Source organism: Tahibacter amnicola, from assembly GCF_025398735.1.
Classification (GTDB): domain Bacteria; phylum Pseudomonadota; class Gammaproteobacteria; order Xanthomonadales; family Rhodanobacteraceae; genus Tahibacter; species Tahibacter amnicola.
The window spans coordinates 19,344-43,496 of record NZ_CP104694.1; the positions used below are offsets into that span (position 1 = coordinate 19,344).

At 65.7% G+C, this 24,153-nt stretch carries 21 protein-coding genes; 7 read left to right on the top strand and 14 right to left on the bottom strand.

Going from position 1 to position 24,153, the window contains the following annotated elements:
- Positions 1-63: 63 nt before the first annotated feature.
- Positions 64-246, top strand: a complete 183-nt coding sequence (locus tag N4264_RS00055) for a hypothetical protein (RefSeq protein ID WP_261695044.1) — start codon at positions 64-66, stop codon at positions 244-246.
- Between the two features lie 27 nt (positions 247-273).
- Here N4264_RS00055 and N4264_RS00060 read toward each other — a convergent pair whose 3' ends face one another.
- From N4264_RS00060 to dusA, 7 genes are all read right to left on the bottom strand, one after another.
- Positions 274-3,600, bottom strand: coding sequence for a ligand-binding sensor domain-containing diguanylate cyclase (locus N4264_RS00060; protein ID WP_261695045.1), 3,327 nt, complete (start codon positions 3,598-3,600; stop codon positions 274-276).
- Positions 3,601-3,769: 169 nt separating this feature from the next.
- A complete protein-coding gene (locus N4264_RS00065) occupies positions 3,770-4,252 on the bottom strand; it encodes a hypothetical protein (protein WP_261695046.1) in 483 nt (160 codons plus the stop codon).
- 23 nt (positions 4,253-4,275) lie between these two features.
- Positions 4,276-5,655: an ATP-binding protein gene (locus tag N4264_RS00070; protein WP_261695047.1), complete on the bottom strand. Its 1,380-nt coding sequence runs from the start codon at positions 5,653-5,655 to the stop codon at positions 4,276-4,278.
- 7 nt (positions 5,656-5,662) lie between these two features.
- Positions 5,663-6,355, bottom strand: coding sequence for a response regulator transcription factor (locus tag N4264_RS00075; RefSeq protein WP_261695048.1), 693 nt, complete (start codon positions 6,353-6,355; stop codon positions 5,663-5,665).
- Entirely contained in the window at positions 6,355-6,609 is a 255-nt protein-coding gene (locus N4264_RS00080) for a PepSY domain-containing protein (protein WP_261695049.1), read from the bottom strand. The genes N4264_RS00075 and N4264_RS00080 overlap by 1 nt, the downstream gene beginning before the upstream one ends.
- A gap of 84 nt (positions 6,610-6,693) precedes the next feature.
- On the bottom strand, positions 6,694-7,602 hold the full coding sequence (locus N4264_RS00085; RefSeq protein WP_261695050.1) for an arginine deiminase-related protein: 909 nt from the start codon (positions 7,600-7,602) through the stop codon (positions 6,694-6,696).
- Between the two features lie 60 nt (positions 7,603-7,662).
- Positions 7,663-8,661, bottom strand: a complete 999-nt coding sequence (dusA, locus tag N4264_RS00090) for a tRNA dihydrouridine(20/20a) synthase DusA (RefSeq protein ID WP_261695051.1) — start codon at positions 8,659-8,661, stop codon at positions 7,663-7,665.
- 169 nt (positions 8,662-8,830) lie between these two features.
- Between dusA and N4264_RS00095 the strand changes: the two genes are divergently transcribed.
- The 3 genes from N4264_RS00095 (at position 8,831) to N4264_RS00105 (ending at position 11,998) form a co-directional block, all read left to right on the top strand.
- Positions 8,831-9,433 (top strand): type IV toxin-antitoxin system AbiEi family antitoxin domain-containing protein, encoded by a 603-nt coding sequence (locus N4264_RS00095; RefSeq protein ID WP_261695052.1) that lies wholly within the window; start codon positions 8,831-8,833, stop codon positions 9,431-9,433.
- Entirely contained in the window at positions 9,430-10,290 is an 861-nt protein-coding gene (locus N4264_RS00100) for a nucleotidyl transferase AbiEii/AbiGii toxin family protein (protein ID WP_261695053.1), read from the top strand. The genes N4264_RS00095 and N4264_RS00100 overlap by 4 nt, the downstream gene beginning before the upstream one ends.
- Positions 10,291-10,474: 184 nt before the next feature.
- On the top strand, positions 10,475-11,998 hold the full coding sequence (locus N4264_RS00105; protein WP_261695054.1) for an ATP-binding protein: 1,524 nt from the start codon (positions 10,475-10,477) through the stop codon (positions 11,996-11,998).
- A gap of 28 nt (positions 11,999-12,026) precedes the next feature.
- Here the strand turns inward: N4264_RS00105 and N4264_RS00110 are convergent, their stop codons facing one another.
- The 5 genes from N4264_RS00110 to N4264_RS00130 all read right to left on the bottom strand — a co-directional run bounded on the left by N4264_RS00110 (position 12,027) and on the right by N4264_RS00130 (position 15,706).
- A complete protein-coding gene (locus N4264_RS00110; RefSeq protein WP_261695055.1) occupies positions 12,027-12,899 on the bottom strand; it encodes a beta-lactamase induction protein in 873 nt (290 codons plus the stop codon).
- Positions 12,900-12,998: 99 nt separating this feature from the next.
- Positions 12,999-13,973, bottom strand: coding sequence for an NAD(+) diphosphatase (nudC, locus tag N4264_RS00115; protein ID WP_261695056.1), 975 nt, complete (start codon positions 13,971-13,973; stop codon positions 12,999-13,001).
- A 6-nt stretch (positions 13,974-13,979) separates the two neighbouring features.
- The gene (erpA, locus tag N4264_RS00120) at positions 13,980-14,342 is read right to left on the bottom strand and encodes an iron-sulfur cluster insertion protein ErpA (RefSeq protein ID WP_261695057.1); all 363 of its coding nucleotides are present in this window, start codon (positions 14,340-14,342) and stop codon (positions 13,980-13,982) included.
- A gap of 211 nt (positions 14,343-14,553) precedes the next feature.
- Positions 14,554-14,982, bottom strand: a complete 429-nt coding sequence (locus tag N4264_RS00125; RefSeq protein WP_261695058.1) for a bactofilin family protein — start codon at positions 14,980-14,982, stop codon at positions 14,554-14,556.
- Positions 14,969-15,706 (bottom strand): DUF6776 family protein, encoded by a 738-nt coding sequence (locus N4264_RS00130; RefSeq protein ID WP_261695059.1) that lies wholly within the window; start codon positions 15,704-15,706, stop codon positions 14,969-14,971. Before N4264_RS00130 ends, N4264_RS00125 begins: the two co-directional genes overlap by 14 nt.
- A 149-nt stretch (positions 15,707-15,855) precedes the next feature.
- Between N4264_RS00130 and N4264_RS00135 the strand changes: the two genes are divergently transcribed.
- From N4264_RS00135 to N4264_RS00145, 3 genes are all read left to right on the top strand, one after another.
- Positions 15,856-16,287: a CopD family protein gene (locus N4264_RS00135; protein WP_261695060.1), complete on the top strand. Its 432-nt coding sequence runs from the start codon at positions 15,856-15,858 to the stop codon at positions 16,285-16,287.
- A 152-nt stretch (positions 16,288-16,439) separates the two neighbouring features.
- Positions 16,440-19,124: an EAL domain-containing protein gene (locus tag N4264_RS00140; protein ID WP_261695061.1), complete on the top strand. Its 2,685-nt coding sequence runs from the start codon at positions 16,440-16,442 to the stop codon at positions 19,122-19,124.
- A gap of 81 nt (positions 19,125-19,205) precedes the next feature.
- Positions 19,206-21,638: an ATP-binding protein gene (locus tag N4264_RS00145; protein ID WP_261695062.1), complete on the top strand. Its 2,433-nt coding sequence runs from the start codon at positions 19,206-19,208 to the stop codon at positions 21,636-21,638.
- Positions 21,639-21,693: 55 nt separating this feature from the next.
- On the opposite strand, the gene N4264_RS00150 is transcribed toward N4264_RS00145, so the two are convergent.
- The gene (locus N4264_RS00150; protein WP_261695063.1) at positions 21,694-22,992 is read right to left on the bottom strand and encodes an amidohydrolase; all 1,299 of its coding nucleotides are present in this window, start codon (positions 22,990-22,992) and stop codon (positions 21,694-21,696) included.
- 72 nt (positions 22,993-23,064) lie between these two features.
- Positions 23,065-24,150 carry a cell division protein ZapE gene (zapE, locus tag N4264_RS00155; RefSeq protein ID WP_261695064.1) on the bottom strand — a complete coding sequence of 362 codons (1,086 nt, stop codon included), beginning with the start codon at positions 24,148-24,150 and terminating at the stop codon, positions 23,065-23,067.
- Positions 24,151-24,153 lie beyond the last annotated feature (3 nt).

Sequence of the window (24,153 nt, forward strand, 5' to 3'; positions counted from 1 at the left end):
GCGCCGTGGTCTTTCGTGGTCGGACGGCGAGGCCGTCACGGATACGACGCGATTACGATCGCCATGGCCCGATGGTCGACCACGCAAAATTCGCACGCGCAGCCAGCAGGCGTCGCGACAGATTTCCCCGTTAATGCCGTCGATCGCTACAAATACGGAACGATATTCGAAATGATTGTGTCGACTGCTCCGCAACCGCTGCGTGCATGGCTTGCAATGGTGCCGGTGCAACAGGCAGGCATGTGACGGGCCTGCGGCGCAGCGGTCCGCGTGCTACAGGCCACTGGACAGGGCCGTACGCACAACCTCTTGGGGGAAGCTCGACACGACGCGTAGCACGCCGCGGTCGACCAGATGGGCCGGAGCCCGCTTGAGCTGTTCGATGGTCAGGTCCGAGGCGAATCGCGTTTCCGCCTGCAGGCCGACCCAGCCATCGCGACCGGCGCGTTTGGCGGCATAGAGTGCGATATCGGCGATGTCAGTGACGTCTTCCCATCCCAGCGCCTCGGGGGCCAGCGGCACGAAGGGAATGCAGGCGAAGCCGACGGAACAGGTCTTGTGGAAGCAGACGGCCTTGCCGACTTCAAATGGCGTAGCAGCCACAATGCGGCGGATCACCTCGGCGAGCTCGGCCGCCTGCTGGTGCGGGCAGCGCGCCAGCACCAGGAACTCCTCCCCGCCCCAGCGCACGGCATGATCACGCGGACCGAGCACCGCCTGGATGCGACGGGCGATCTGCACCAGGAGATAATCGCCCGCGCCGTGGCCGTGATCGTCATTGACGTATTTGAAGTGATCGATGTCGACCAGGAGGATGACCAGGTCGTTGGCATCGCCGCGGGGGGTGGCCTCGCCGGGCGCGCGGCGGTACTTCTCCAGCGACTGCCGCACGATGTCCGCGGCCTGCTGGCTCAGGAAACGGCGATTGCGCAGGCCGGTGAGCGGATCGGTGAGACTGGCATCTTCCAGGGCGCGCGAGGCGGCCTGCAGTTGCAGCGTGCGCTCGAGCACCTTGCGTTCCAGCTCGTCCCGGCGGCGGCGCAGGAATGCGGTTCGGATATGTACCAGCGCCAGCATCACGCCAACCACACCGATTGCCAGCGCGACCCGGAACCACCAGGTCTGGTGCCAGGCCGGCATGACGACGATTGGCACATGGCGCTCGGAGGTCGCACCGGAACGCGACGTTGCCCGCAGCACCATCGCGTAGCTGCCGGGCGCCAGATTGGTAAACGCGGCCACGCGACGCACCGGATCGACAGGAATCCAGTCGTCGCTGACGCCGCGCAGCCGGAACGCGTAGCGCGTGCGCTCGGGTGCCGAGTAGTCCAGCGCGGCAAATTCCACCGCGATGCTTCCCGCGTCCGGCGGCACCACGATCGGCCGCGCCATATCCGCGTTGTAGGGGCCCAGGGCGAGCGAATAGCCGCCCAGGCGCACATCCGTAAGGACCACCGGCGGGCGGTAGTTCCATTGCCCGAGCTGGTGAGGACGAACCACGGTCACGCCGCCGGTGCCACCGAAGAGCACATCGCCGGTGCGAGTCCGCGTCGCCGAGCCGGTCCAGTACGTCGTGATGGCCAGTCCGTCGGCGCGGTGCAGTGCGCGTACGGCGTTGGCCGTTGGGTCCACGACGGCCACGCCGTCGTCGGTGCTGACCCACAGGTGACCGTCATCGGCTTCGACGATGCCATCCACGTTGTCATTGGGCAGGCCATCGGCCAGCGTGATCCGTTGCAGATGCCGGTTTCCCGCCAGGGTGTTCGAATCCATCCGGTGCAGGCCGCCGCCAAAGGTGCCGATCCACAACCGCTGGCGTGCGTCCTTCTGCAACGCGGTGATGAACCCGGCCGCCAGCCGCCCCTGGGTCATGGGGTCCGCCTGCAGGCGTTCGACCACGCCCGACGCGGGGTCGTAGCGATCCAGCCCGTTTCGCGTGCCGACCCAGAAGGTGCCGTCACCCGCATCGGCCATCGCAAAGACCCGCTGATCACTCAAGGCTCCGGGCCCCGTTGCGGCTACTCGTTGTGTAGCATCACTGGCGAGATCCAGGCGCCAGAGCCCATCGGAGAATCCGCCCACCCACAGAACGCCTCCGCGCCGTAGCAGCGCCCACGCCGGAGCCTCGGAGGGTCGTCCCGCCAGGTGCATGCGGCGCACCTTTCCGCCGTCCCGGCTCACGCGGTAGAGCCCGCGGAAGGTACCGACGAAGACCTCGCCGTCGTCACCGCCCACCATCGCCAGCACGATGTCGTTGGGCAAGGCCTCGTCAGGCCGCGACACGTCCGGCCGCACCGGCGTCAGCGAGCCACTGGCAGGATCGACGATGTCGATGCCGTTCTTGTGGAAACCGACCCAGACCCGTCCGTCGTCATTTTCATACAGCCAGCTGGCGTCCGCACCGGACAAGCCGGCACCCGCACGGCCGCCGCCGAACACGGTGTCGACCGCACCACGACCCGGCGCGTGACGACTCAATCCCCGGTGCGTCGCACTCCAGATCAGCCCCGACTGATCGCGGTGCATGGCACGGATCGAGTCATCCGCGAGCGTGGATTCCAGCGCGGGATCGTGCTGCACCCGGCGCATCTGCAAACTGTGTTTGTTGACGACGAAGATGCCCTGCCCAAAGGTGCCCAGCCACATGTCGTCCGCACCACTGTCGACAATGGCCGCGATCTGCGACGCCCGGAAATCCGCCGCGTCGCGCGGCTGCGCGGGCGCCAGCACGACCGGCTCCGATACGCCCGGCACCACCAGGAACGCGCCGTGGCGGAAAGTGCCGACCCAGACGCGGTCCTGCTCATCCAGGGCCAGGCTCCAGATGGCCGCGTGCAGGCCGTCCAGGTGTGGAATGGTGATCCGCTGGAAACGCCCGCTGCTGGCGTCGAGCCGCACCAGACCGTTTTCCGTGCCCACCCAGACGCTGCCGCGCCGGTCACGCAGCAGCGTCAGCACGCGGTCATGCGGCAGGCTTTCCGGATCGGCCGGATCGTGGCGCCAGTGTCCGACCGCGCGGCCCTGGGCATCGAGCCGGTCCAGCCCGCCGTTGCTGCCCACCCACAGGCCGCCGTCGCCGTCATCCGCGATAGCGCGCACGCTGGCGTGACTGATGCCGTCGGCGCTGACCGGCAACGCGGTGAACGCATCCGTCTCGCGTTCGTAGCGCACCAGGCCGGCGGCGCTGGTGCCAATCCACAGGGTGCCCCGCACATCGCGATGCAGAGCCTGGATGAAGTTGTCCGGCAGGCCGCGCGGATTCTGGCTCTGCCGCTCATAGACATGAAAACGGTAGCCATCCCAGCGCGCCAGGCCACCGTAGGTACCAACCCACAGGAAGCCGTCGCTGTCCTCGGCGATGGCGGTAGCGACGATATTGGGCAGGCCCTGCGCCGGCGTGAGGTGGTCAAATACGGGCTGGGCCAGCCGGGACCAGGGCGCCGCTCCCGCGCGCGCAACCGGGGCACCGGCCGTCTCGTCGATCACGCCAGCCGCCGTGGCGTCAGCCGCGCCCACGGCGCGGGCGATGCCCGCCACCCAGCACAGCAATCCCGCCGCGATCGACAGCCAATGCTGACGACGATGATGGCTCCCAGTCATCACGGTCCCCTGCGCCACGATGAAGGTTGGCGGCCAGCATACCGGTCGAAGCGCGCCCCATCGTGTCAACTCTGGCAAACACGTCCGCAGCCGATCCAGCGCGTGGAGCCGTGTAGCGATTGTTTGCGTGCGTTGTGCTAGAGGCCCCGTTCGAATCGGACGAGGCCGGCTACCCCTCTTTTCGGGTCGCAGAACGCAGGTCAGCTAGCAGTTCGCGCAGACTGCCGCGGTACAGCCAGGCCGCACCCGCCAGGAAATACAGCGGGAACGAGGCGTGGAAGTTCCCCTCCCGGTCGGTCTGGTTGCCCACCAGCTGGCTGTAAACCATGTAGCTGGTATCGACCACGAACAAGGCGACTGCAATGGCCACCGGCAGATGCCACCACCAGCCCGCGGGACGGAACTGGAGCGCACTGACGACCACGAACAGGCACCACGGGGCCAGCAGGTAGGTCAGCGTCCCCATCAGCAGCGTGACGCCGACGTCCCAGTCGGCGATCTCGAACATCACGGCGCCGTAGAGCAGCACGCTCATGGACAGCGCGAACGTCACCAGTTTCCAGGGGCGGCGTGGTTCACGCCAGAAGCCTGCGCGCATCGCCGCGAGGTAGTCGGGACTGAAAAACGTACGGGCGTTACCAGGAACGTCCATCCACGCCTCCCGCATCAATCGGGTCATGCGGCCTCAAATCGCACCACGAACGCCGCGCCGCCCAGTGCATCGGAACGGTGTACCGCGAGCGTACCGCGATACCCCTTGATGATGTCCTGCACGATGGCCAGCCCGATGCCGTGCCCCTGCACCCGCTCGTCGCCACGCACGCCGCGCTGCAGCAGGTGCTCCACCTTTTCCGGCGGAATGCCGGGGCCGTCATCCTCCACGCGCAGCTCAAGGCCGGCGCGGCGCATGCGCGGCGCCTTGACCACGTGGGCGGTCAGCGTCACGCGCCGCGACGCCCACTTGAACGCGTTCTCGAGCAGATTGCCCAGCAGTTCCATCAGATCGCCCTGGGAACCGTAGAAGCGCGCATCCGGGTCGATCTCGAATTCGCACAGGATACGCTTGGCCGCGTACACCTTCTCCAGGCTGCCCACGATGCCCTCGGCCGCCTGCTCGATCGCCAGCGGGGTGGAGAATACCTGGTGGCGCGAGGCGGTCGCTCGCGACAGCTGGTAGGAGACGATGTCATGCATGCGCTGCGACTGGTCCGCCACGGTATTGCGCAGGCTGTCGTAGCCGCGTTCGCTGTCGAGTTCACTGCGCAGCACCGCCAGCGGCGTTTTAAGGCTGTGCGCCAGGTCTGACATGGTGTTGCGGTAGCGATCGAGCTGTTCGCGTCCGAAATCGATCAGCTCGTTGAGGCTTTCCGTCAGCGGCGTGAGCTCCATCGGATACAGGCCCGGCAATCGCTCGGCATCGCCGTTCATGACGTCGTCCACGTCGCGCACCATGCGGCGCAGCGGGCTCAGGCCCCAGCGCAGCAATGCGATCTGCAGCAACAGGAGCACGACCGCGAGCGCACCCAGCCAACGCGCCAGCGTGCGACGGAATGCGGCCACCTGGCGGTGAAACTGCTGTTCGCTTTCGGCCACGTGCACGGTCAGCGTGACCGGCTTGCGTTCGTCCACCTCCCAGCTCACGCCCTGGCTGAAGACGAAGACACGGCCGACGGAGTTGTCGATGGGTCCGTCGAAGCGGGTTTCACCCACCGCCAGGCGCGAATCGAATGCCAGCTCGCGGCCCAGCGCCGAGGGCGACTCCCAGTGCAGCGTCGGCGCCTCGCCAATGATGACCGCGTACAGGCCCGAACCGGGGCGGTTGAATTCCGGATCAGGCAGGGTTTCCGGCGGCAGCAGCTTGGTTCCGCGCAGCACGTCGGAACCTGCCAGGTAGGCATAGACATAGCTCTGCAGCCGATCGCGCATGCCCGCGACCGCGGCGTCGTAGTACGCCTGGTCGAGGGCAAAGCCGGTGACACCAAGGAAGGCGGCGAGCGCCATGCCCGCAGCCAGGGTCGATCGCGCCTGCAGCGACAGCGGACGGCGCTGCGCCATGGGAGGGTTACTCGGCCGCTACGTCGCTGCGCGGGATGGCGAAGCGGTAGCCGCGTCCACGCACTGTCTCGATCGGCTTGAGGTGACCTTCCGGATCGAGCTTGCGGCGCAGGCGGCCGATGAAGACTTCCAGCACGTTGGAGTCGCGGTCGAAATCCTGCTGGTAGATGTGCTCGGTGAGATCGGCCTTGGAAACCAGCTCGCCCGCATGCAGCATGAGGTATTCGAGCACCTTGTATTCGTAGCTGGTCAGGTCGACCGGCTTGCCTTCAACGGTGATGCTCTGTGCCGTGGTATCCAGCAGCACCGGACCACATTCGAGAACCGGCTTGGTCCAGCCGGTGGCGCGACGTACGAGGGCATTGAGGCGGGCCAGCAGTTCCTCGACATGGAACGGCTTGACCAGGTAGTCGTCGGCGCCGGCCTTGAGGCCTTCGACCTTGTCCTGCCAGCTGGACCGCGCGGTGAGGATCAGGATGGGGTAGCGCTGGCCGTCGTCGCGCAGGGCTTTGACCAGGTCCATGCCCGGACGCTTGGGCAGCCCCAGGTCGATCACGGCGACGTCGAAGGGCATCTCGCGGCCGAGGTAAAGGCCCTCGTCGCCGTCGGCGGCGCAATCGACCGCATAGCCTTCGCGCTTGAGCCGCGCCGCCAGTGTTTCGCGCAGTGGCGCTTCATCCTCGACCAGCAGCACTCGCATTATCGACTCTCCTTGGGTTCTTCAGCGGATATCTTCACCACCTGCACGCGACCGTCACGGGTCAGAAGCTTGATCCGGTACAGTTTTTTGCGTCCGACGGTGAGCTCCTCGGCCTTGAGGACACGGCACTGGATCTCCTTCTGCACCCGCTCGACGGCCTCTTCCAGCGTGAGCTGGGCGATGGCCGGCGCGCTGGCCGCGATCAGCGCGACCAGGCAGCAGATTCGCAGGGTGTGGACGATCACGTACCGCATACGTTCATCTTAACGAGGGCGACCGAGTCTCGATAGCGCGGATTGAATTGAGCCTGAACTGCCCGGCCCGGTGAGCGCCGGTTCTCAGTAGATCTCGCCGACGCAGCAGCGCAGGCTGCCACCAGCCTTCTCGATCTCGGGCATGGCGACCGCCTCGATGCGGAATCCCTGCTCGGCAAGCAGGCGGCGCTGATCCTCCGCAAGCGCACCAGCCGCACGCGCACTCATCCAGACGGAATCTTCCGACAGCGCAATGCAATTGCCGGCGTAATCGGCCTTCTGGCGCGTTGTCAGGCGCACCACGCCGGGCGCGTAGGCAGCCGCGATCGCCTCGGCCACCGCCGCATCGGCGAAGCCGTCCGGCGCAATGACGATGGCGCGCCCGGCCAGCACCGACAGCACGACATTGGTGTGGTATTCGCCCTCGGCCAGGTCGAAGCACAGCGTGAAGCGCAGGCCGAAGGCCTCATGCATCGCGGCGGCGCCCGCCTCGTCGCAGCGTTCGCCCAGGCCGCAGTAGCCGATTCCGCGCGCCCGGTCGATCACGAGGCTGCCGGTCAGCTCCGCCGCGGCGCCCACTGCAGATAAATCCACTTCTTTATATTTCAAAGCATCCCGGAAGAATCCGCGGATGTCCGCGCGGCGCGCTTCGCGACGCCGCACCTCATGGCGCATGTTGCCGATGATCACCGTGCCGGGCGCGGTGGCGAACACATTGTTGGGGAATACCGCGTCCGGCGTCGCCGCATCGCCCGGGAAACTGATCGTCGGCAACACCGTGCTCACGCGACGGCTCAACTGCGCGTGCTCGACCAGGGCACCGCCGGCATCCACCGACGACTGCATCGCCATGTAGCGGTTGTCCGTCGCCGACTGCTCGGCCAGGTGAAAACCCAGTGGCGTCACGAGAAATGCCGCGGTGGCGCAGCGCGGACCATCCGGGGCGGCCGTCGGCCAGAAGCGGCGGAACTCGTCAAGCGAACGCGTGATCACGGTCAACCTCGTCAGTATTAGCCGGTGGACGCTGCCCAGGCAGCAGCAGTGTCAGTGGACTCAGGCAGCAGCAGGCAGGTGGCGCGACGCCATCGCGGCGAGCAGCACGTCGATGCCCGCATCGTTGCGATGGGCCCGTTCGCTCAGAATGCGCCGGAAGGCGCGGGCACCAGGCAAGCCCTGGTACAGGCCGAGCAGATGGCGGGCGATGTGCTTGAGCGCCGTACCGCGTGCGCGCTCGGCTTCGATGTAGGGAATCATGGCGTGCAGTACCGCATCGCGTTCGGGCAGCGGCAGGCCGTGCAGGTGGTACTCGGTGCGCGCAAGGACGTACGGATCATGGTACGCCGCGCGCCCCAGCATCACACCGTCCACCTGCGCCAGATGCTGCGAGACTTCTTCCGGCTGCGTGATGCCGCCGTTGATCACGATGCACAATGCCGGAAAATCGCGCTTGAGCTGGTACACGCGCTCGTAGTTGAGCGGCGGAATCTCGCGATTCTCCTTGGGTGACAGGCCCTGCAGCCACGCCTTGCGCGCATGCACGATCAGGGTCTGGACGCCGGCACCGATCATGCGTTGCGCAAAATGCTGCAGGTCGGCGTAGTCATCCTGGTCGTCCACGCCGATCCGGCATTTCACCGTCACCGGCACATCCACTGCCTCGCGCATGGCGATCACGCAGTCGGCAACCAGCGCCGGCTCGCGCATCAGGCAGGCGCCAAAGCGCCCCGACTGCACGCGGTCGGACGGACATCCCACATTGAGGTTGATCTCGACATACCCCGCCTGCGCGCCGTACCGCGCCGCCTGCGCCAGCTCGGCCGGATCAGAGCCCCCCAGCTGCAGCGCGACCGGCTGCTCGAACGCACTGTGTTCGAGCAGATGTGCACGGTCGCCATGCGTCAGCGCCGCCGCGGTGACCATCTCGGTGTACAGCCGCGAATGCGGCGAAAGCAACCTGTGGAAATAGCGGCAATGCCGGTCGGTCCAGTCCATCATCGGGGCGACGCACAGGCGCCAGGGATGGGTCTGCTGTTGAAGGTCTTGGTCTGACATACGCGTAGTCTAACGGATCATCGGAATACGCTTGAGCTTGCCTGGAGCCGTGGGGATGCCCAGTTTGCCGGTGACATACCAGCACGTGGAAGCCGGCCCCGCATGACCTGGGTGTTCCGTTAATTCGTTAGTTGTTAAGATATGACGAATATTTGGAACATAAGAACGCATGACTGTCAGTCGCCGCATCACTCATATTCTTCGCCTGGCACACGACAAAGGACTGCTGCGCCCGGTAGACCTCGAGGCGGCCGGAATTCCGCGCGTCTATCTGACACGCCTGATCGCGCGAGGGCTGCTGGAGAAGGTCGGCCGCGGCGTCTATCGGCTTGGGGGAAGCGAGGGGTCCGAGCTGGAAGGATTGCAGCTGGTTGCCAGCAAGGTGCCACAAGCGGTCTTTTGTCTGCTGACGGCTTTGCAGTTTCATGAGCTGACCACGCAGCTTCCCCGTCGCGTCTGGATCACCCTGCCCAGGGGTAGCCATCTGCCAAAGCTGGATCATCCGCCACTAAAGATGATTCAGGCGTCGGGTGATGCCTATGCATCCGGCGTAGAGATCCATACGGTAAATAATGTAGAGCTCCGCGTTTTCTGCATTGCAAAGACCATCGCCGATTGCTTCAAGCACCGAAGCAAAATTGGAATAGATGCAGCGATTGAGGCGTTGAAGGAAGCCAAGACGCGCGGTGTGACCAACGATAGTCTTTGGCACTTCGCCAAAATCTGTCGCGTTACGCACGTAATGCGTCCCTACCTACAAGCATTGGAATGAAAACCAATCTAGCCGCATCAGTACGCGCACGACTGCTACTCGTCGCCAAACGCGACGCCACTGATTTCAACCAGGTACTCATTCGATTCGCGCTCGAACGTCTGCTCTATCGGCTTGGGATCTCCCGCCATGCCGATCGATTTCTACTGAAAGGCGCGCTGTTGTTCACGCTGTGGTACGCCATGCCGCACCGTTCCACCCGCGATGCCGACCTGCTCGGTTCTGGACCATGCGATCTCGACACTGTCCGGGCGACCTTCCAGGAAATCGCCGCCATGGATGGACACGACGGTCTCATGTTTGATCCAGTCAGCGTCACTGCCGACCCCATTCGCAAGGACACCGGCTACGCCGGCGTGCGTTTGCTGATCAGCGCTTCACTTACTACCGCACGCGTAAAAGCGCAGGTGGATGTAGGCTTTGGCGACGCTGTCACACCGGGGCCAGTCGCGGCTACATACCCCGTACTGCTCGATGATCTGCCTGCTCCAACGTTGCGGACCTATCCGGTCTATACCGTCATCGCTGAAAAGCTGCACGCGATCGCCTTGCTCGGCATGGCGAATACGCGACTGAAAGATTACTTCGACCTGAAAGTGCTGTTGGAACGGGAAGCAATAGACCACGACGTACTTGCCGATGCTGTCTCGGCCACGTTTGCGCGCCGGGGAATGCGTGTTCCCGCCGACACGCCCGTCGGACTCACCACCGAGTTCTCACGGGACGAAAGCCGACGGACACAGTGGACAGCATTTCTCCGGAAGAACGAGCTGGCGGCCATTCCCCTGGAAGAAACAGTGAACTTTCTGAGGGACGTGCTCTCACCCGCGCTCTCGGACGCACAGTTGCGCACGTAGTCGATCGACAAGGTTTCCCTTGTTCGTTCACGCATTTACGCAGCCGCATTGTCGAGCCTGTTATCCGCCGGTCGGCAGCACTCTGGCCCCAGACGCGCCCAGCGGTATCCTTGCCCCACCCCCGCGGTAAGGGGTGGGCTGGATAACCCCAGGCACGTCGCGGGCTGCGGACACAGGGCGGGACATGCGCAATCCATTTTCGCTGGCGCCAAAGTACGAAAAATACCGGGTCTCATTGGAGGAAGCCCTCGCCGACGATCTCTACAAGCGCGCAGCCGTTCCGGCGGTGCTGTTCATTCCGGGGCTGTATCTGTACTACCTCGTCCTCGCCGAGGCCGTGACGCGACGTCCGGCGCTGGGGTGGATCTTCGTCCTGATGAGCCTGCTGCTGTTTCCACGCGTCCTGTCCATCCTGCGGGCCGCTCAGATCAAACGGCGGTTCCCGAATCCACGCACACGCATCGAACTCTTCGCGCTGGGATCGGCCACGTATGGTACGTGCTGGGCGGCACTCAACCTGACCGCAGCCCCGGTGATCACGGCCGAAGAGCTCGCCCTGATGGCGGTCACCACTGCCGGCATCACCGCCTCCGGCATGGTCGGCATGAATGCCAGCGTCACCAGCTACCTGTTCTCGGTGGTTCCCAACGTGGCATCGATCATCGTCGTTGGTGCGATCGGCCCGCCGATGCAGAACCGCACGATGTTCGTGGTGATCATGAGCGTGTTCCTGCTGACACTCATCCTGATCTCGATCGCGATGCACGTGAAAGGACGCAATGCGCTGCTGCTGCAGATCCAGATCGCCGAGGCCTACGCGAACATGCAGGAGGCGCATCTGCAGCTGCAGGCCGAGGTTGCCGAGCGCGTCGCGGCCGAGCACGCGCTCGCACAGCGCAATCACGAACTCGAACAGCTCAATCGCGAGCTGACGGATACGCAGAGCCAGTTGCTTCAGTCAGAGAAGATGGCGTCGGTGGGCCAGCTGGCCGCCGGCGTCGCGCACGAGATCAACAACCCGATCGCCTTCGTGCGCTCGAACCTGCACACGCTCAAGGGTTATATGGAGAGCATCCTCGCCGGCATCGAGACCGTGCGCACCGCATCGGGCGGCGCGGCCGAAGTGGAAGCCGCCGAGCTGGAGTTCCTGCGCGAAGACATCCCCTCGCTGCTGGAGGAATCCATCGAAGGCGCGACGCGCGTGGAGAAGATCGTCAAGGATCTCAAAGAGTTCTCACACGTCGACGAGGCCGAATGGCAAAAAGTGGATTTGCACGCGGGGCTGGAAACCACGCTCAACGTCGCCGCACATGAGATCAAGTACAAGGCCGAGGTGATTCGCGACTACGGCGAACTGCCCCTGGTGGAGTGCCTGCCGTTCCAGATCAACCAGGTGTTCCTGAATCTCCTGGTCAATGCCGCGCACGCCATCGACAGCCGCGGCACGATCACCGTACGTACCGGCGTCGACGAGGACGTTGCCTGGGTTCAGGTCGTCGATACAGGACGCGGCATCGAACCGGCCGTCGTCCATCGCATCTTCGAACCCTTCTTCACCACCAAGCCCGTGGGCGTCGGCACCGGACTGGGGCTGTCGGTGTCCTATGGCATCGTGCAGAAACACGGCGGCACGATCGAGGTGGCCAGCAAGGTGGGGGTGGGCTCGATCTTCACCGTGCGCCTGCCGATCCGCGGGCACCGCACGTGAATTTGGCGGGCGGCCGTGACGGACCTGACTAGCCGCCGATTCCGCCCAGCACCAGCAGGCCTGCCACGGCCAACCAGACGATGAGCACGCGCACCAGCAGGTGACGGGCATCGTCCAGCTCGACCAGCGGATCATTGATATCTTCCGCGTAGCCGTCGCCGGCAATGACATCGGCATCGACACTGGCGCGTGCGATCGCCGAAAGAAAGCCCAGGTCCAGGCTGAAATACCCCTTGCCCATGCGGTCGTGATAGGCCTTCCAGGTGTGGAAGACCGCGTCGAAATCCGACGCGACGGCCAGAGCCAGCGCCATCAGGTGCGACGGCGCCCAATCCAGGATCAACGACAATCGACGGGCCAGTGCCAGGCCTTCGCCCTGCTGGCTGGTGAACGGCGATGACCAGGCCAGGAGCTGCACGAGGCGATACAGCAGCGCGCCCGCCGGTCCCAGCAGCAGGAACCAGAACAGCACGCCGAACCAGCGCTTGAGCGCGGATTGGAACGTGGCGTCGACCAGCGCCGGCGCCTCGAACGCCAGCGGTTCTTCGACGCCGTCCGGCCGCAGCCACTGGGCGGCGGCCAGCCGCCGGTCGCTGTCGGGCGCCTTGACGACCGCATCGATGTCCTCGGAGAGATCACGCGGCCCCCAGCTGTACCAGAGGACGCAAACGGCAAACGCGAACGAGAGCAATCCGAACAACCAGCCATGCAGGCCCCATTGCAGCAGCAGGCACAGCGTCACCGGCACCAGGATGGCCAGCGCCGTCTGCAGCTTGCCGCCCATCTGCGCCAGCAGCTCCAGCCACACACGCAGGCGACTGAAATCGCGCATGCGGGACAGATCCGGCAGGCCTTTGGCGAGGGCGAAGACGACGAGGACAGCAAGCAGTTTGATGGCCATGGGGCGGCGGTGGCGGGAGGATGCCCCGATTGTAGCCATCGGCGCCGATGGCGCTAGCGTGTAAGCACCATCAGCGCGCCAGATACATCCGCAACAGCGTCAGGCCGGACGGGGTTCCTGCCTGGCTGCCGCCTGCAGGCGGGCCAGATCAAGGCCCGCTGTTTCACGAAGCCAGTGCTCGAGCAATCGATAGGAGACCGACAAGGGCGGCGGCAGGAAAAATGTCCCATCAGCCAGTCCGCGCACAATGTCGTCCACCTCGAACCAGCGCGCTTCCGCCAGCTCGGGTCCGACCTGGATGGTCGGGTCGGAGGCCCGCGCGGTGAAGCCCAGCATCAGCGAGGCCGGAAATGGCCAGGGCTGCGAAGAGTGATAGTCGCTTTCATCCACGCGCACACCCGCTTCCTCGAACACCTCGCGGCGCACGGCATCTTCGAGCGTCTCGCCCGGTTCGACGAATCCCGCCAGTGTCGACCAGCGCCCCGCCGGCCAGCTTTCCTGCCGTCCGAGCAGGCAGGCATCGCGGTAGCTCACGATCACGATGATCGCCGGATCCGTACGCGGGAAGTGTTCGAGCTTGCAGTCCGGATTGCTGCACAGGGCGCGGTGCCCCGCCGATACCAGTGTGGTGGCGCTGCCGCAGGCCCCGCAGAACCGCACGCGCGAATGCCAGAAGAGCAGCGCGCGGGCGTAGGCGAAAAGACCGCCCTCGAAGGCTGCCAGGGCCAGGCCACCGGCTCGCAGGTCCAGCCATGCGGCGTCATGCTGTGCAGCGAAAGCGTCTTCATCGCCACCCGGGTGGGCCAGCACGAAGTACGGTGCATCGGCCGTCTCGCCGAGGAAGGTCACGGGCGCGTCGGCCAGCGCCTGCGCCCGTTCGGCGTCGGCCAGGTAACGCAGATGCTGGCGATCGCGCTGCACCAGCGCCTTGCCGTCAGAACGGATGACCACGTAACGGCTGCTGCCGTGGCCGCGCCGTTCGCTGATCCAGCCGATATCGTCGCGGCGGTCAGCCGCCCGTTCCAGCGCCAACGCCGCAAAGACGTTGGCGCGACTGCGCAGGCTTGCGGTCATGCGATCTCAGACAGTGAAGGACGACCCGCAACCGCAGGTCGTCTTGGCATTGGGATTGCGGATGACGAACTGGGCGCCGGTGAGCGATTCGGCGTAGTCGATCTCGGCGCCCATCAGGTACTGCAGCGAGAGCGGGTCGACCACCAGCACGACGCCGTCGTTCTGCACGGCGAAATCGTCTTCGGCCTGTTCTTCGTCAAAACTGAAGCCGTACTGGAATCCGGAACAGCCGCCGCCGCTGATGGCGACGCGTAGTTTCAGGTTGGGATTGCCTTCTTCGCTGATCAGCTCGCGTACCTTGCGCGCAGCGGCGTCGGTGAAGAGCAGCGGTTGGTCGAGAGCGTCCTGGTAGCTGGGTGTAGCAGTCATGGGTTGCGGTGTCATGCGGCGATGGGGGAACGTCGGGGTCCTGCGCGGCGTTACCGCCTGCGGCCTCCGACCAGATCGCGCCGATCCAAACGGCGCTCCGGGTGCACGTCCGGTCCCTACTGTGGCAGAACGGACGCGATCGGCGGGATTCAATCCTTGCTTGAATCACACATCGTGCCACAACCGCGCCCATTCAAGCGCGGATCCCGGTTCAGGCCGGCTCGGCGTGCGCCGTGCCATTCACGCCGGGCGCCGGAAGCCGCTTGGGCGCATCGGTCTGGTGGACCATCTTGCCGTTGATCTTCGCACCTGCCGCCATTTCCAGGACGTTGTAGAAGATATCGCCCTCAATCTTCGACGATTCCCGCAGTTCCAGGCGCTGGGTGGCGTAGACATTGCCGCGCACTTCGCCGTGCAGCACGACGCAGGGGGCGTGAACTTCGCCTTCGATAATGCCGCCGGGGCCCTGGGTCAGGTTGGCATCATCGGTTTCGGCCTTGATCGTGCCTTCGATGCGGCCGTCGATATACATGGCGCCGCTGAAGCTCAGGTCGCCGCGGATCGTGGTGCCGCTGGTGATGATGGTGGTGGCGCCGTGGGGCGTCGGGACCGGCGGGGCGGACTTCTTACTGCTGAACATTGCTGCTCTCCTCGGCCGCCCGGGCTTCTTCCCAGGCGAACCCTTGTTCGACGCGGCCTCCACCGTCAGCCTCGACCGTTACCTTGATGCGGTTGGGGGTGAACCCCTCCGGCAACATGATGGTCCCTGGCACGCGCTGGAAGTACTTGAAAGAAAACGCAATACCCGCGGCCTCCCCGCCGCCGCTCGCCAGGTCCGTCCAGCTCAGGCTCTTGAGCTGGCCGTTGGAGACACCTTCGACCGACACCTGGAGCCGGCCGGCGGTGACCTGGGAGCGCTTCATATTTTGAGTCAGCGTGGCGGTGACATTCCAGGCACGCGAATCCTTGACCGGCGCCACGTGCACCGAATGCACCGAAAGCCCTTCGCGCCGCGCGCCGCCGCCCACCAGGCGGCTGTAGAAAGCCAGGTCCGTCCGCAGACCGGCGATTTCTTCCTCGCGCTCGCGCAAGGTCTGTTGCAGGTCGGTACTGGCGACCCGGTCGACCTGGTCAGCCCGCTCCAGCACGGCGATGCGCTGCTTCAGGCCGTCGTTTTCGGTCCGCAACGCCTCAAGCGTGCGCGGATCCAGCGGTTCGCCGGTCGGACGGAAATAGAACCACGTTCCCGCCGCGACAGCGGCGAGGGTGATCAACCACAAAATGCTCCAACCCAGCACCCGGCGCCGTTTTGCGCGCGGATCGTGTTGCTGCACGATGAGTTGCGGATAAGCCCTGCGAGACATAATGAACCAGCCCGCGCCCTGATCGGGGCGGTTCCTGACGGGATTGCACGGTGGCGGGCCTTATAAGCTCCGCTAATGCGCCCGGTCAAGCCGACCCGGGCAGCCACATCGCTATACTGCGCGCCCTTTCTCGCTACCGGGGCCGGTTCATGCTTTGGCTCAAGGCATTTCACGTCGTTTTCGTGGTCACCTGGTTTGCCGGCCTGTTCTACCTGCCGCGCCTGTTCGTCTACCACGCCGAGGCGACCGATCCTGCAGAGCGCGGGCGCCTGAAGGTCATGGAGCGGCGCCTGCTGATGATCACCCACATCGGCGCGGTCATGACCGCCGTGTTCGGCCTGGCCACCCTGGCCTGGTGGGTGGTGCACGCGCCGGGGTATTTCGCGGCCAATCACTGGCTGCACGCCAAGCTCACCCTGGTCGTGCTGCTGTATGGCTACCACGGTTCCCTGGCCAGCCTGACCCGGCAGTTCGCCACCGACCAGTGCACGCGTTCGTCGCGCTGGCTGCGCATCTACAACGAGGTGCCGGGGCTGCTGCTCGTCGGCATAGTGATACTGGTGATCGTCCGGCCGTTCTAGGCGTAGCGCCCGGGGTAGCAAACTTGCCTGGGCCGGTCACATCGCTACAGCGCTACATCTGCAACGATTCGCTACGTACGGGGGCCTCCGGCACGGCTTTTGGCACCCCGTGATATATTTCCTCAAACCTAGGTGGAATGCGGGTTTCGCCAATGCACAAGCAGGACGACTCCCAGCAGAGCGCGGAATTGCGACAGGCGTTTCTGCGGCATCTGCCAAAGCGGCTCGACACGCTGACCCGACGCGGTCTGCGCCAGGCCCGCGAAGGCTGGGACATCAACACCCTCAGCCTGATCTTCCGTGAAGTGCAGACTCTGGCCGGCGCCTGCGGGCGCTACGGCCTGCTCGACCTGGGCGAAAAACTCTTTGCGATCGAGACAGCGCTGACGGACTACGTCGACCAGGTGCTGTTGCCGGACGAGGCCCATTCCCTGCATATCGCCACGATGTTCGAAGCGCTGCGCGACCTGGCCAACGCCCAGTCCGATTCCTCCCCAGCGCCGATGCGCCGCATCGCCGTGGCACCGGAAGACCTCGAGCGCACCGACAACGGCTATCCGCTGCAACTGGTTCCTCCGGCGGAGTACTGGCGTCGCTTCGGCGATACGCCGGCCGCGAGCAACGTCGTCCCGCTGCGACCGGCTGCCGTGCCGGCACCGGAGCCCGCTCCGGCGGTCGTGGAAACACCGGCACCGGCCGTCGCCACCGCAGTGCCGGAGACGGTCATCGCCGAGGCGCCGCGCGAGCCCGCCCCGGCAAAAGCCGAACCGGTCGCGCCACGCGTGGGCAACGCGCGCAAGGTCTATCACCTCACCGACGGTAGTCCGCTGGCCTGCGAGGTCGACCAGAAACTCGAATTGCTCGGCTATGAGTTGTCCCTGCTCGACCGCGTGGACGAACTGACCGAGGTCATCGGCGCCATCGCGCCGCACCTGGTAGTGGTCGACGCCCACTTCCTGGGCGACCTGGAACCCATCGGCGAAGTGCTCAAGGTGGCGCGTGCCAAGTCCAATCACCGCGTGGCGATGCTCGCGATGTCCGAACTGGGTGATCTGGACGTGCGCCTGCGCGCCATGCGCGCCGGTGCCGACGCCTTCATCCCGCTGCCGGCACAGACCACCGACGTGATGGCGCGCATCGCCGAGCTGACCGAGGCGGACCAGAGCGATCCGTACCGCGTGCTCATCGTCGAGGACGACCGCTCGCAGGCGATATTCGCCGAGTCGATCCTGCGCAAGGCTGGCATGCAGACCACGATGGTCACCGACCCGCTGGCCGTGCTCGATGAACTGGACAAAGCCAACCCGGACCTGATCCTGATGGATCTCTACATGCCCGGCTGTTCCGGCATGGAGCTGACCTCGATCATCCGCGAGCGCGAAGCCTTCGTCTCGACGCCCATCGTCTTCCTATCGGGCGAGAACGACACCGATAAACATTTCGAGGCGCTCAATGCCGGCGGCGACGATTTCCTGTCCAAGCCGATCCGGCCCAAGCACCTGATCTCCGCGGTGACCAACCGTCTACGCCGCGCGCGCCACATCCAGCGTCGCAGCCAGAACCAGAATCCGCGCGATCCGGTCAGCGGCATGTACGACCGCGCCTACGTGCTCGACCGCATCAACGCCAAGCTGGCCGCCGACGAGGCCACCAGCCACGCCGGCGGCCTGATGCTGGTGGATATGGACGAGGCAACCGCACGGCGCGAACAGGTCGGCCTGATCGGCTTTGATCGCCTGCTCAGCCAGATCGGCGCATTCCTGGCCAACCACGTGGAAGCCAGCGAGCTGGTGACCCGATTTGGCGAAACCAGCTTCGTGGTGCTGTGCCCCGAGCGAAATGCCGACGAGCTCGCCGCGAAAGCCGGTGACCTGCGCGACCGGCTCAGCCGGGAATCCTTCGACGTGGGCGGTGCGCCCCTTCCGGTGAACCTCAGCATCGGCATCTGCCCGTTCGCCGCCAACCTCGGCGATGCCGGCGCGATGCTCAACGCGGCCGAGCGCGCGATGCTCGAATCGCGTCGCCCCGGCGGCACGCATGTCAGCGTGTACCGCGCCAAGCTCAGCGGCGATGCGGCGCTCGCCGATACCATCCGGCAGGCGCTGCGGGCCGATTCCTTCCATCTGGTATTCCAGCCGATCGCAGCCCTGGCCGGCGAGGATGGCGAAGACTCCGACGAACAATTCCAGGCCCTGCTCCGCCTGCGCAGCGATGGTGACAAGGTGCTCACCGCCAGCCACATTCTGCCGATGGCCGAGCAGGCCGGGCTGATCGACGAGGTCGACCGCTGGGTACTCGGGCGCTGCCTGATGGTGTTGTCCGACCGTGCCCGCCAGGGCCGGCCGGTGCGCCTGTTCACCAGCCAGTCGCTGCACGCGGCGCGCGACCCGTCCCGCGTAGCGTGGCTGCGCCAGCAACTGGAAACCCGTCGCCTCAGCGGCAACCGCCTGGTGCTCGAGATGCGCCTGCCCGAGACCCCGGGCGAGCGCCAGTCGCTGGCCGGTTTCGCGGCGGCGGTGCACCAGATCGGCGTGGGCGTGTGCCTGTCGGGGGTGGAACCAGGCGACGTGGCCGACCAGGTCATCGCGCACCTGCCGGTCGACTACGTCAAGATCGCGCCCAAATGCATCGAGGATCGTGGCACGCGGATGCGCGAGGATCTGCGCCGCATGGTCCACCTGGCTCACCAGCACAACCGCCGCGTGATTGCGCCGCGCATCGAAGACGCCCAGAGCGCCGCCACGCTGTGGACGGTCGGGGTCGACTTCATCCAGGGCAACTTCGTGCAGCACGAGGCACAGAATCTCGATTACGATTTCCGTGCGGCCGCCAGCTGATGGGCCGGCGAACCACCCGGCCCCTGACGCGGCTGTGTGCGACGACGCAGTGACCGAGCGATCTGCTGACGAGGGGCGGCGATGGCGGATTGGAAACGACTGACCGGACCACTGCTCTGGACCGGATTGACCATCATCGTCGTCGGCGCGCTGGTCGCGCTGATGCTGTTGCCGACACCGCATAACTTCTGGCTACCGCCGTTGTTGCTGGTCGCGGGCGGCCTGTTCATCCTCGCCAGCCGGGGAACCCCCGCCGAGACCGCCGTTGCCGCGCCCGCCGCCGTGGTGGCGCCTGCCGCACCGCGCGCGGCGGGCCGTGCTGCCCACATCACCGGGCACGATCACGCGTCCGACTCACCCGGCCTCATGGCCGAGCTCGACCAGCTGCGCAGCGTGCAGAAGGATCTGGTGCGTGCCAAGCACGAGGCGGAGGCCGCCATGATGGCCAAGAGCGAGTTCCTGGCCACCATGAGCCACGAAATCCGCACGCCGCTCAACGGCATCATCCCGCTGCTGGATATCGTGCTGTCGACCAAGCTTGCACCCGACCAGCGCGACTATCTCGTTACGGCCTACAAATCGGCGCGCGAGCTGCTGCGCATCGTCGATGACATCCTCGACTATTCCAAGATCGAAGCGAACAAGCTCGAGCTGGAAACCGTCGGCATGAACCTGCGCGAGCTCCTGGAGGCCGTCAAGCGGCTCATGGAGAAAAGTGCAGAAAGCAAAGGCCTTGCCTTTTCCATTGCGATCGATCCGGGCGTACGCCTGGCCGTTCGCGGTGACCCGGTGCGCCTGCGCCAGGTATTGACCAATCTCGTCAGTAACGCCATCAAGTTCACCCAGCGCGGATCGATCGGCATCCGCGTATCCAAGCGCGCGGAAACACGCACCCACAACGAGGTGATGTTCCAGGTGCAGGATACGGGCGTGGGCATCGCGCCCGACGCCGCGGAGAAGCTGTTCCAGGCTTTCTCCCAGGCCGATGCGTCGACCACGCGCATCCATGGCGGTACCGGGCTGGGACTGGTGATCTGCAAGCGCATCGTCGACCTGATGGGCGGCAAGATCGGGGTGAAGTCGGAACTGGGCAAAGGCTCGGTGTTCTGGTTCAGCGTGCCCTTTCTCAAGGCGCACGGCGACGTGTCCGCCACCCGCACCGACGTCAGCGGTTGCCGCGCACTGGTCGTGTCCGATGACGCGGCGGCGCAGCGGCGCGTGGCCGGCTATTTCTCCGCCTGGGGTATCCAGTTCACCACCACCAACGTGGCGGCCGAGGCACTGGCCAAGCTGCGCAGCGCCGCGGGCATGGGGGAATCCTGGGCGATCGACCTGGTCGCGGTCGACCTCGGCACCATGCGCGGCAATCCCGTCGCCTTGCTCAAGAACGTCACCCGCGAACCGGCGCTGGAACGGGTGCGTTGCCTCTTTGTCGCGGGTACCACCGAGCCACCAGCCGAGCTGCGCAGTGATTCGCGTGCGGCCGTGGTCTCCCACGCCTATACCGAGGGCGAACTGCGCGCGGCGGTCTACCGCCTGCTGGACGTGCAGGACGGCGGCGCCCGCCCGGCCACGGCACCCGTCGAAGCCGATACGGGCCCCGACGTACAGATCAGCGGCCCGTCGGAGATGGCGGCGCCCCTGGCAGGTCATGTGCTGCTGGTCGAAGACAACCCGGTCAATCGGCAGGTGGCGCAGCGCATCCTGGCCTTGCTGGGCCTGAGCCTGGAACTGGCCGAGAACGGCAAGGAAGCGCTCGAAAAACTCGAGGCGGAGAAGTTCGACCTGGTGCTGATGGACTGCCAGATGCCCGTGATGGACGGCTATACGGCCACCCGCGTGCGCCGCGGCCGCGAAGCCGAAACCCGCTCGGCGCGCATGCCGATCATTGCGATGACCGCCAACGCCATGGCCGGCGACCGCGAGAAATGCCTCGCCGCTGGTATGGACGAATACCTTTCCAAGCCGCTCAATCGCGGCCTGCTGGAGCAGACATTGCGCAAATGGCTGCCCAAGGACGCCCGTTCACGCGGCCCTTCCGTGGCGCCCGGTTCACCCCCGTCTGCTCCCCGGCCCGCCGCGCCGGCACCGGTCATACCGGCAGCCGCACCGATCGACCTGGGCACGTCGAACGACCAGCCGGTCAATCCGCTGGGCGCCCGCGATGGCGCCGCCCTTGACCAGGAGGTCGTGCGCGACCTGCTCGACGTGATGGGCGAGGAATTCACCGACCTGGTCGGCGTTTATCTGGAAGACACGCCCAAGAACCTGGGCATGCTCGAACAGGCCGCCGCGCGCAACGACGTCAACGCGCTGATTGCACCGTCGCACTCGCTCAAGTCCACCAGCGCCAATCTGGGTGCCATGACGCTTGCGGAAATCGCCAAGCGCATCGAGCACGAGGCCCGCAGCGGCACGCTGCGCGATCCGCGGGCCCTGGTCCGGGACCTCGCCCGCGAATACGGGCGCGTCTCCGCCGAGCTGCGCAATCTGCTCGCCCGCAGCGGCGCCTGACCGCTACTGCATCGATAACATCCCAGGGGCGGCAGCCGCCCCTGGTACAGCAAACTCAGTTTGACGGCGGGGCGAGGAAATCCCACGCCAACTGCAGCATGGCCCGCGTACCGACTTCCAATGCCTTTTCGTCCAGAAAGAAGCGCGGGGAATGGTTGGGCGCCACATTCGCCGGGTGTTCGCCCGGCGGGGCCGAACCGACGAAGAAGAACACCCCGGGCACGGCGTTGGCATAGTAGGAAAAGTCTTCCGCCACCATGTTGGGCGGCACTTCCACCACGTTCGCGGCACCGACAGCGCGCTCGAGGCTGGGACGCATGCGGCGGGTCATCGCCGGGTCGTTGCGGGTCACCGGATTGTTGACCTCTTCCATCGGCACTTCCAGTTCCACCTTGGCCCCCTGCGCCGTCGCCACGCCCTCGGCAAGGCGGCGCAGGCGCACCATGATTTCATCGCGCATACCGTCGTCAAAGGTGCGGATGGTACCTTCCAGCTCAACCTTGTCCGGAATGATGTTGTAGCGAACGCCGCCCTGGAACAGGCCAAAGCTCAGCACGGCCGGAAATTTGGAAATATCAATTTGTCGACTGACGATACTCTGCGCCTGGCTGACGATCGCCGCTGCGGTGACGATCGGATCGACTCCGCGCCAGGGCTGAGCGCCGTGCGTCTGCGCACCGAGCACACGGATCTTGAAGCGATCAGATCCGGCCAGCATCGGCCCTTCGCGCACGCCGACCTGGCCGGCCTGCAGGGTGTAGAACACGTGCATGCCGAAAATGGCGTCGGGCTTGAAGTCCTTGAAGAGGCCCTCTTCGAGCATGAGCTTGGCGCCGCCCTGCTCGCCCGGCGGCGAACCTTCCTCGGCAGGCTGGAAGATGAACATCACCTCACCCGGCAGATCGGCACGCTGGCCGGCCAGTGCCGTGGCCACGCCCAGCGTCATCGCCGTATGCGCATCATGGCCGCAGGCATGCATGACACCGACCTCCTGTCCCGCGTAGGTGCTGCGCACCTTGGACGCAAATGGCAGGTCGACCTCCTCGGTGACAGGCAATGCGTCCATGTCGGCGCGGATGGCCAGCTTCGGCCCGGGCTTGCCGCCCTTGAGCAAGGCCACCACGCCGGTATGCGCGATGCCTGTCCTGACCTCCAGGCCAAGTGCTTTGAGCTGTGTAGCAACCAGCTTGGCCGTGCGCGTCTCGCGGTTGCCCAATTCCGGATGCTGGTGAATGTCACGCCGCCAGCTGACCACCTGCGGCAATACCTTTGCGGTCTGCGCAACGGCGGCATCTTCCGCCGCGGCCACTGACGCGACACCTGACAGTACAGCGCCCAGCAACACCTTGTGCATGACCGGCTCCTGTTGCGGCAAGACCCCCATCCTCGCAGGAATCGGCCAGGGCGTACAGAACGCACCGCAGGCTCAGGGGCGGTGCGGCAGCGCCAGGTAAGCTTCGCTCTGCATCTCGATCAGACGCGATTCGGTACGGGAGAATTCGGCGCGCAGGCGGTCTCCGTCGTAGAGATCGACGATCGGCACGGCCGCCGACAGGATCAGCTTGACGTGCCGGTCATAGAACTCATCGACCATCTCGATGAAACGCCGTGCTGCGTCTTCCATCATCGGCGTGAACTGCGGCACGCCGGAAACGATCACCGTGCCGAAATCCTTGCCGATCTCGATGTAGTCGGCGACCGCGCGCGGGCCTTCGCACATGGCGGGGAAACCGAACCACACGACATCCTCGGCCAGGTACTCGACGGGAATGTCGCGGTCGAGGATCTCCAGCGTCTTCTCCGCACGGGCCACGCCGTGGCTGATCTGGTGGAAACAGTGCTGCAGCGCGCGCTCCGCGTCGTGCCCGAGCGGGCTGTGGAACACACGCGCCTGGGTCAGGGCGCGCAGCCGCCAGTCCTGCGCCGAGACGATCTCCAGGACACGGCACTGCGCCTGGATCGCGGCGATCGCCGGAAGGAACCGCTCGCGCTGCAGGCCGTCCCGGTACAGGTTCGGCGGCGCCGTGTTGGACGTGGTGACCAGCGTGACGCCGCGTTCGAACAGGCGCTGCAGCAGGCCGCCCAGAATCATCGCATCGCCGATATCGCTGACGAAGAATTCATCCAGGCACAGCACGCGGAACTCGCGCGACAGCTGCTCGGCGATATCGACCAGCGGATCCTCGCGCCCCTGCATCTGCTTGAGCAGGGCCTGCATCTCGCGCATGAAACGATGGAAATGGATGCGCTTCTTCTGAACGATCGGCAGGTTTTCGAAGAACAGGTCGATGAGGAAGGTCTTGCCGCGACCCACGCCGCCCCACAGGTACAGGCCCTGCACGGCGACCGGCGCCTGGAAATGTGCCTTGATGCGCGCAAACAGCCCTTGTTCGCGGGGCCGGGAAAGTGCGGCGTGGATGCGGTCCAGCTCAACCAGCACCGCGCGCTGGGCCGCATCGTCCTGCCATTCGCCGCGTGCGACGCCGGCGAGGTAATGCTGGGTCGGCGTCACGGT

Coding starts and splice junctions, on each gene's coding strand:
- dusA (WP_261695051.1), bottom strand. CDS start 8,661: ATGTCAGACCAAGACCTTCAACAGCAGACCCATCCCTGGCGCCTGTGC.
- N4264_RS00095 (WP_261695052.1), top strand. CDS start 8,831: ATGACTGTCAGTCGCCGCATCACTCATATTCTTCGCCTGGCACACGAC.
- N4264_RS00145 (WP_261695062.1), top strand. CDS start 19,206: ATGGCGGATTGGAAACGACTGACCGGACCACTGCTCTGGACCGGATTG.
- N4264_RS00070 (WP_261695047.1), bottom strand. CDS start 5,655: ATGGCGCAGCGCCGTCCGCTGTCGCTGCAGGCGCGATCGACCCTGGCT.
- erpA (WP_261695057.1), bottom strand. CDS start 14,342: ATGACTGCTACACCCAGCTACCAGGACGCTCTCGACCAACCGCTGCTC.
- N4264_RS00060 (WP_261695045.1), bottom strand. CDS start 3,600: ATGACTGGGAGCCATCATCGTCGTCAGCATTGGCTGTCGATCGCGGCG.
- N4264_RS00100 (WP_261695053.1), top strand. CDS start 9,430: ATGAAAACCAATCTAGCCGCATCAGTACGCGCACGACTGCTACTCGTC.
- N4264_RS00075 (WP_261695048.1), bottom strand. CDS start 6,355: ATGCGAGTGCTGCTGGTCGAGGATGAAGCGCCACTGCGCGAAACACTG.
- N4264_RS00110 (WP_261695055.1), bottom strand. CDS start 12,899: ATGGCCATCAAACTGCTTGCTGTCCTCGTCGTCTTCGCCCTCGCCAAA.
- N4264_RS00105 (WP_261695054.1), top strand. CDS start 10,475: ATGCGCAATCCATTTTCGCTGGCGCCAAAGTACGAAAAATACCGGGTC.
- N4264_RS00065 (WP_261695046.1), bottom strand. CDS start 4,252: ATGGACGTTCCTGGTAACGCCCGTACGTTTTTCAGTCCCGACTACCTC.
- N4264_RS00080 (WP_261695049.1), bottom strand. CDS start 6,609: ATGCGGTACGTGATCGTCCACACCCTGCGAATCTGCTGCCTGGTCGCG.
- nudC (WP_261695056.1), bottom strand. CDS start 13,973: ATGACCGCAAGCCTGCGCAGTCGCGCCAACGTCTTTGCGGCGTTGGCG.
- N4264_RS00055 (WP_261695044.1), top strand. CDS start 64: ATGGCCCGATGGTCGACCACGCAAAATTCGCACGCGCAGCCAGCAGGC.
- N4264_RS00125 (WP_261695058.1), bottom strand. CDS start 14,982: ATGTTCAGCAGTAAGAAGTCCGCCCCGCCGGTCCCGACGCCCCACGGC.
- N4264_RS00130 (WP_261695059.1), bottom strand. CDS start 15,706: ATGTCTCGCAGGGCTTATCCGCAACTCATCGTGCAGCAACACGATCCG.
- N4264_RS00150 (WP_261695063.1), bottom strand. CDS start 22,992: ATGCACAAGGTGTTGCTGGGCGCTGTACTGTCAGGTGTCGCGTCAGTG.
- N4264_RS00135 (WP_261695060.1), top strand. CDS start 15,856: ATGCTTTGGCTCAAGGCATTTCACGTCGTTTTCGTGGTCACCTGGTTT.
- N4264_RS00140 (WP_261695061.1), top strand. CDS start 16,440: ATGCACAAGCAGGACGACTCCCAGCAGAGCGCGGAATTGCGACAGGCG.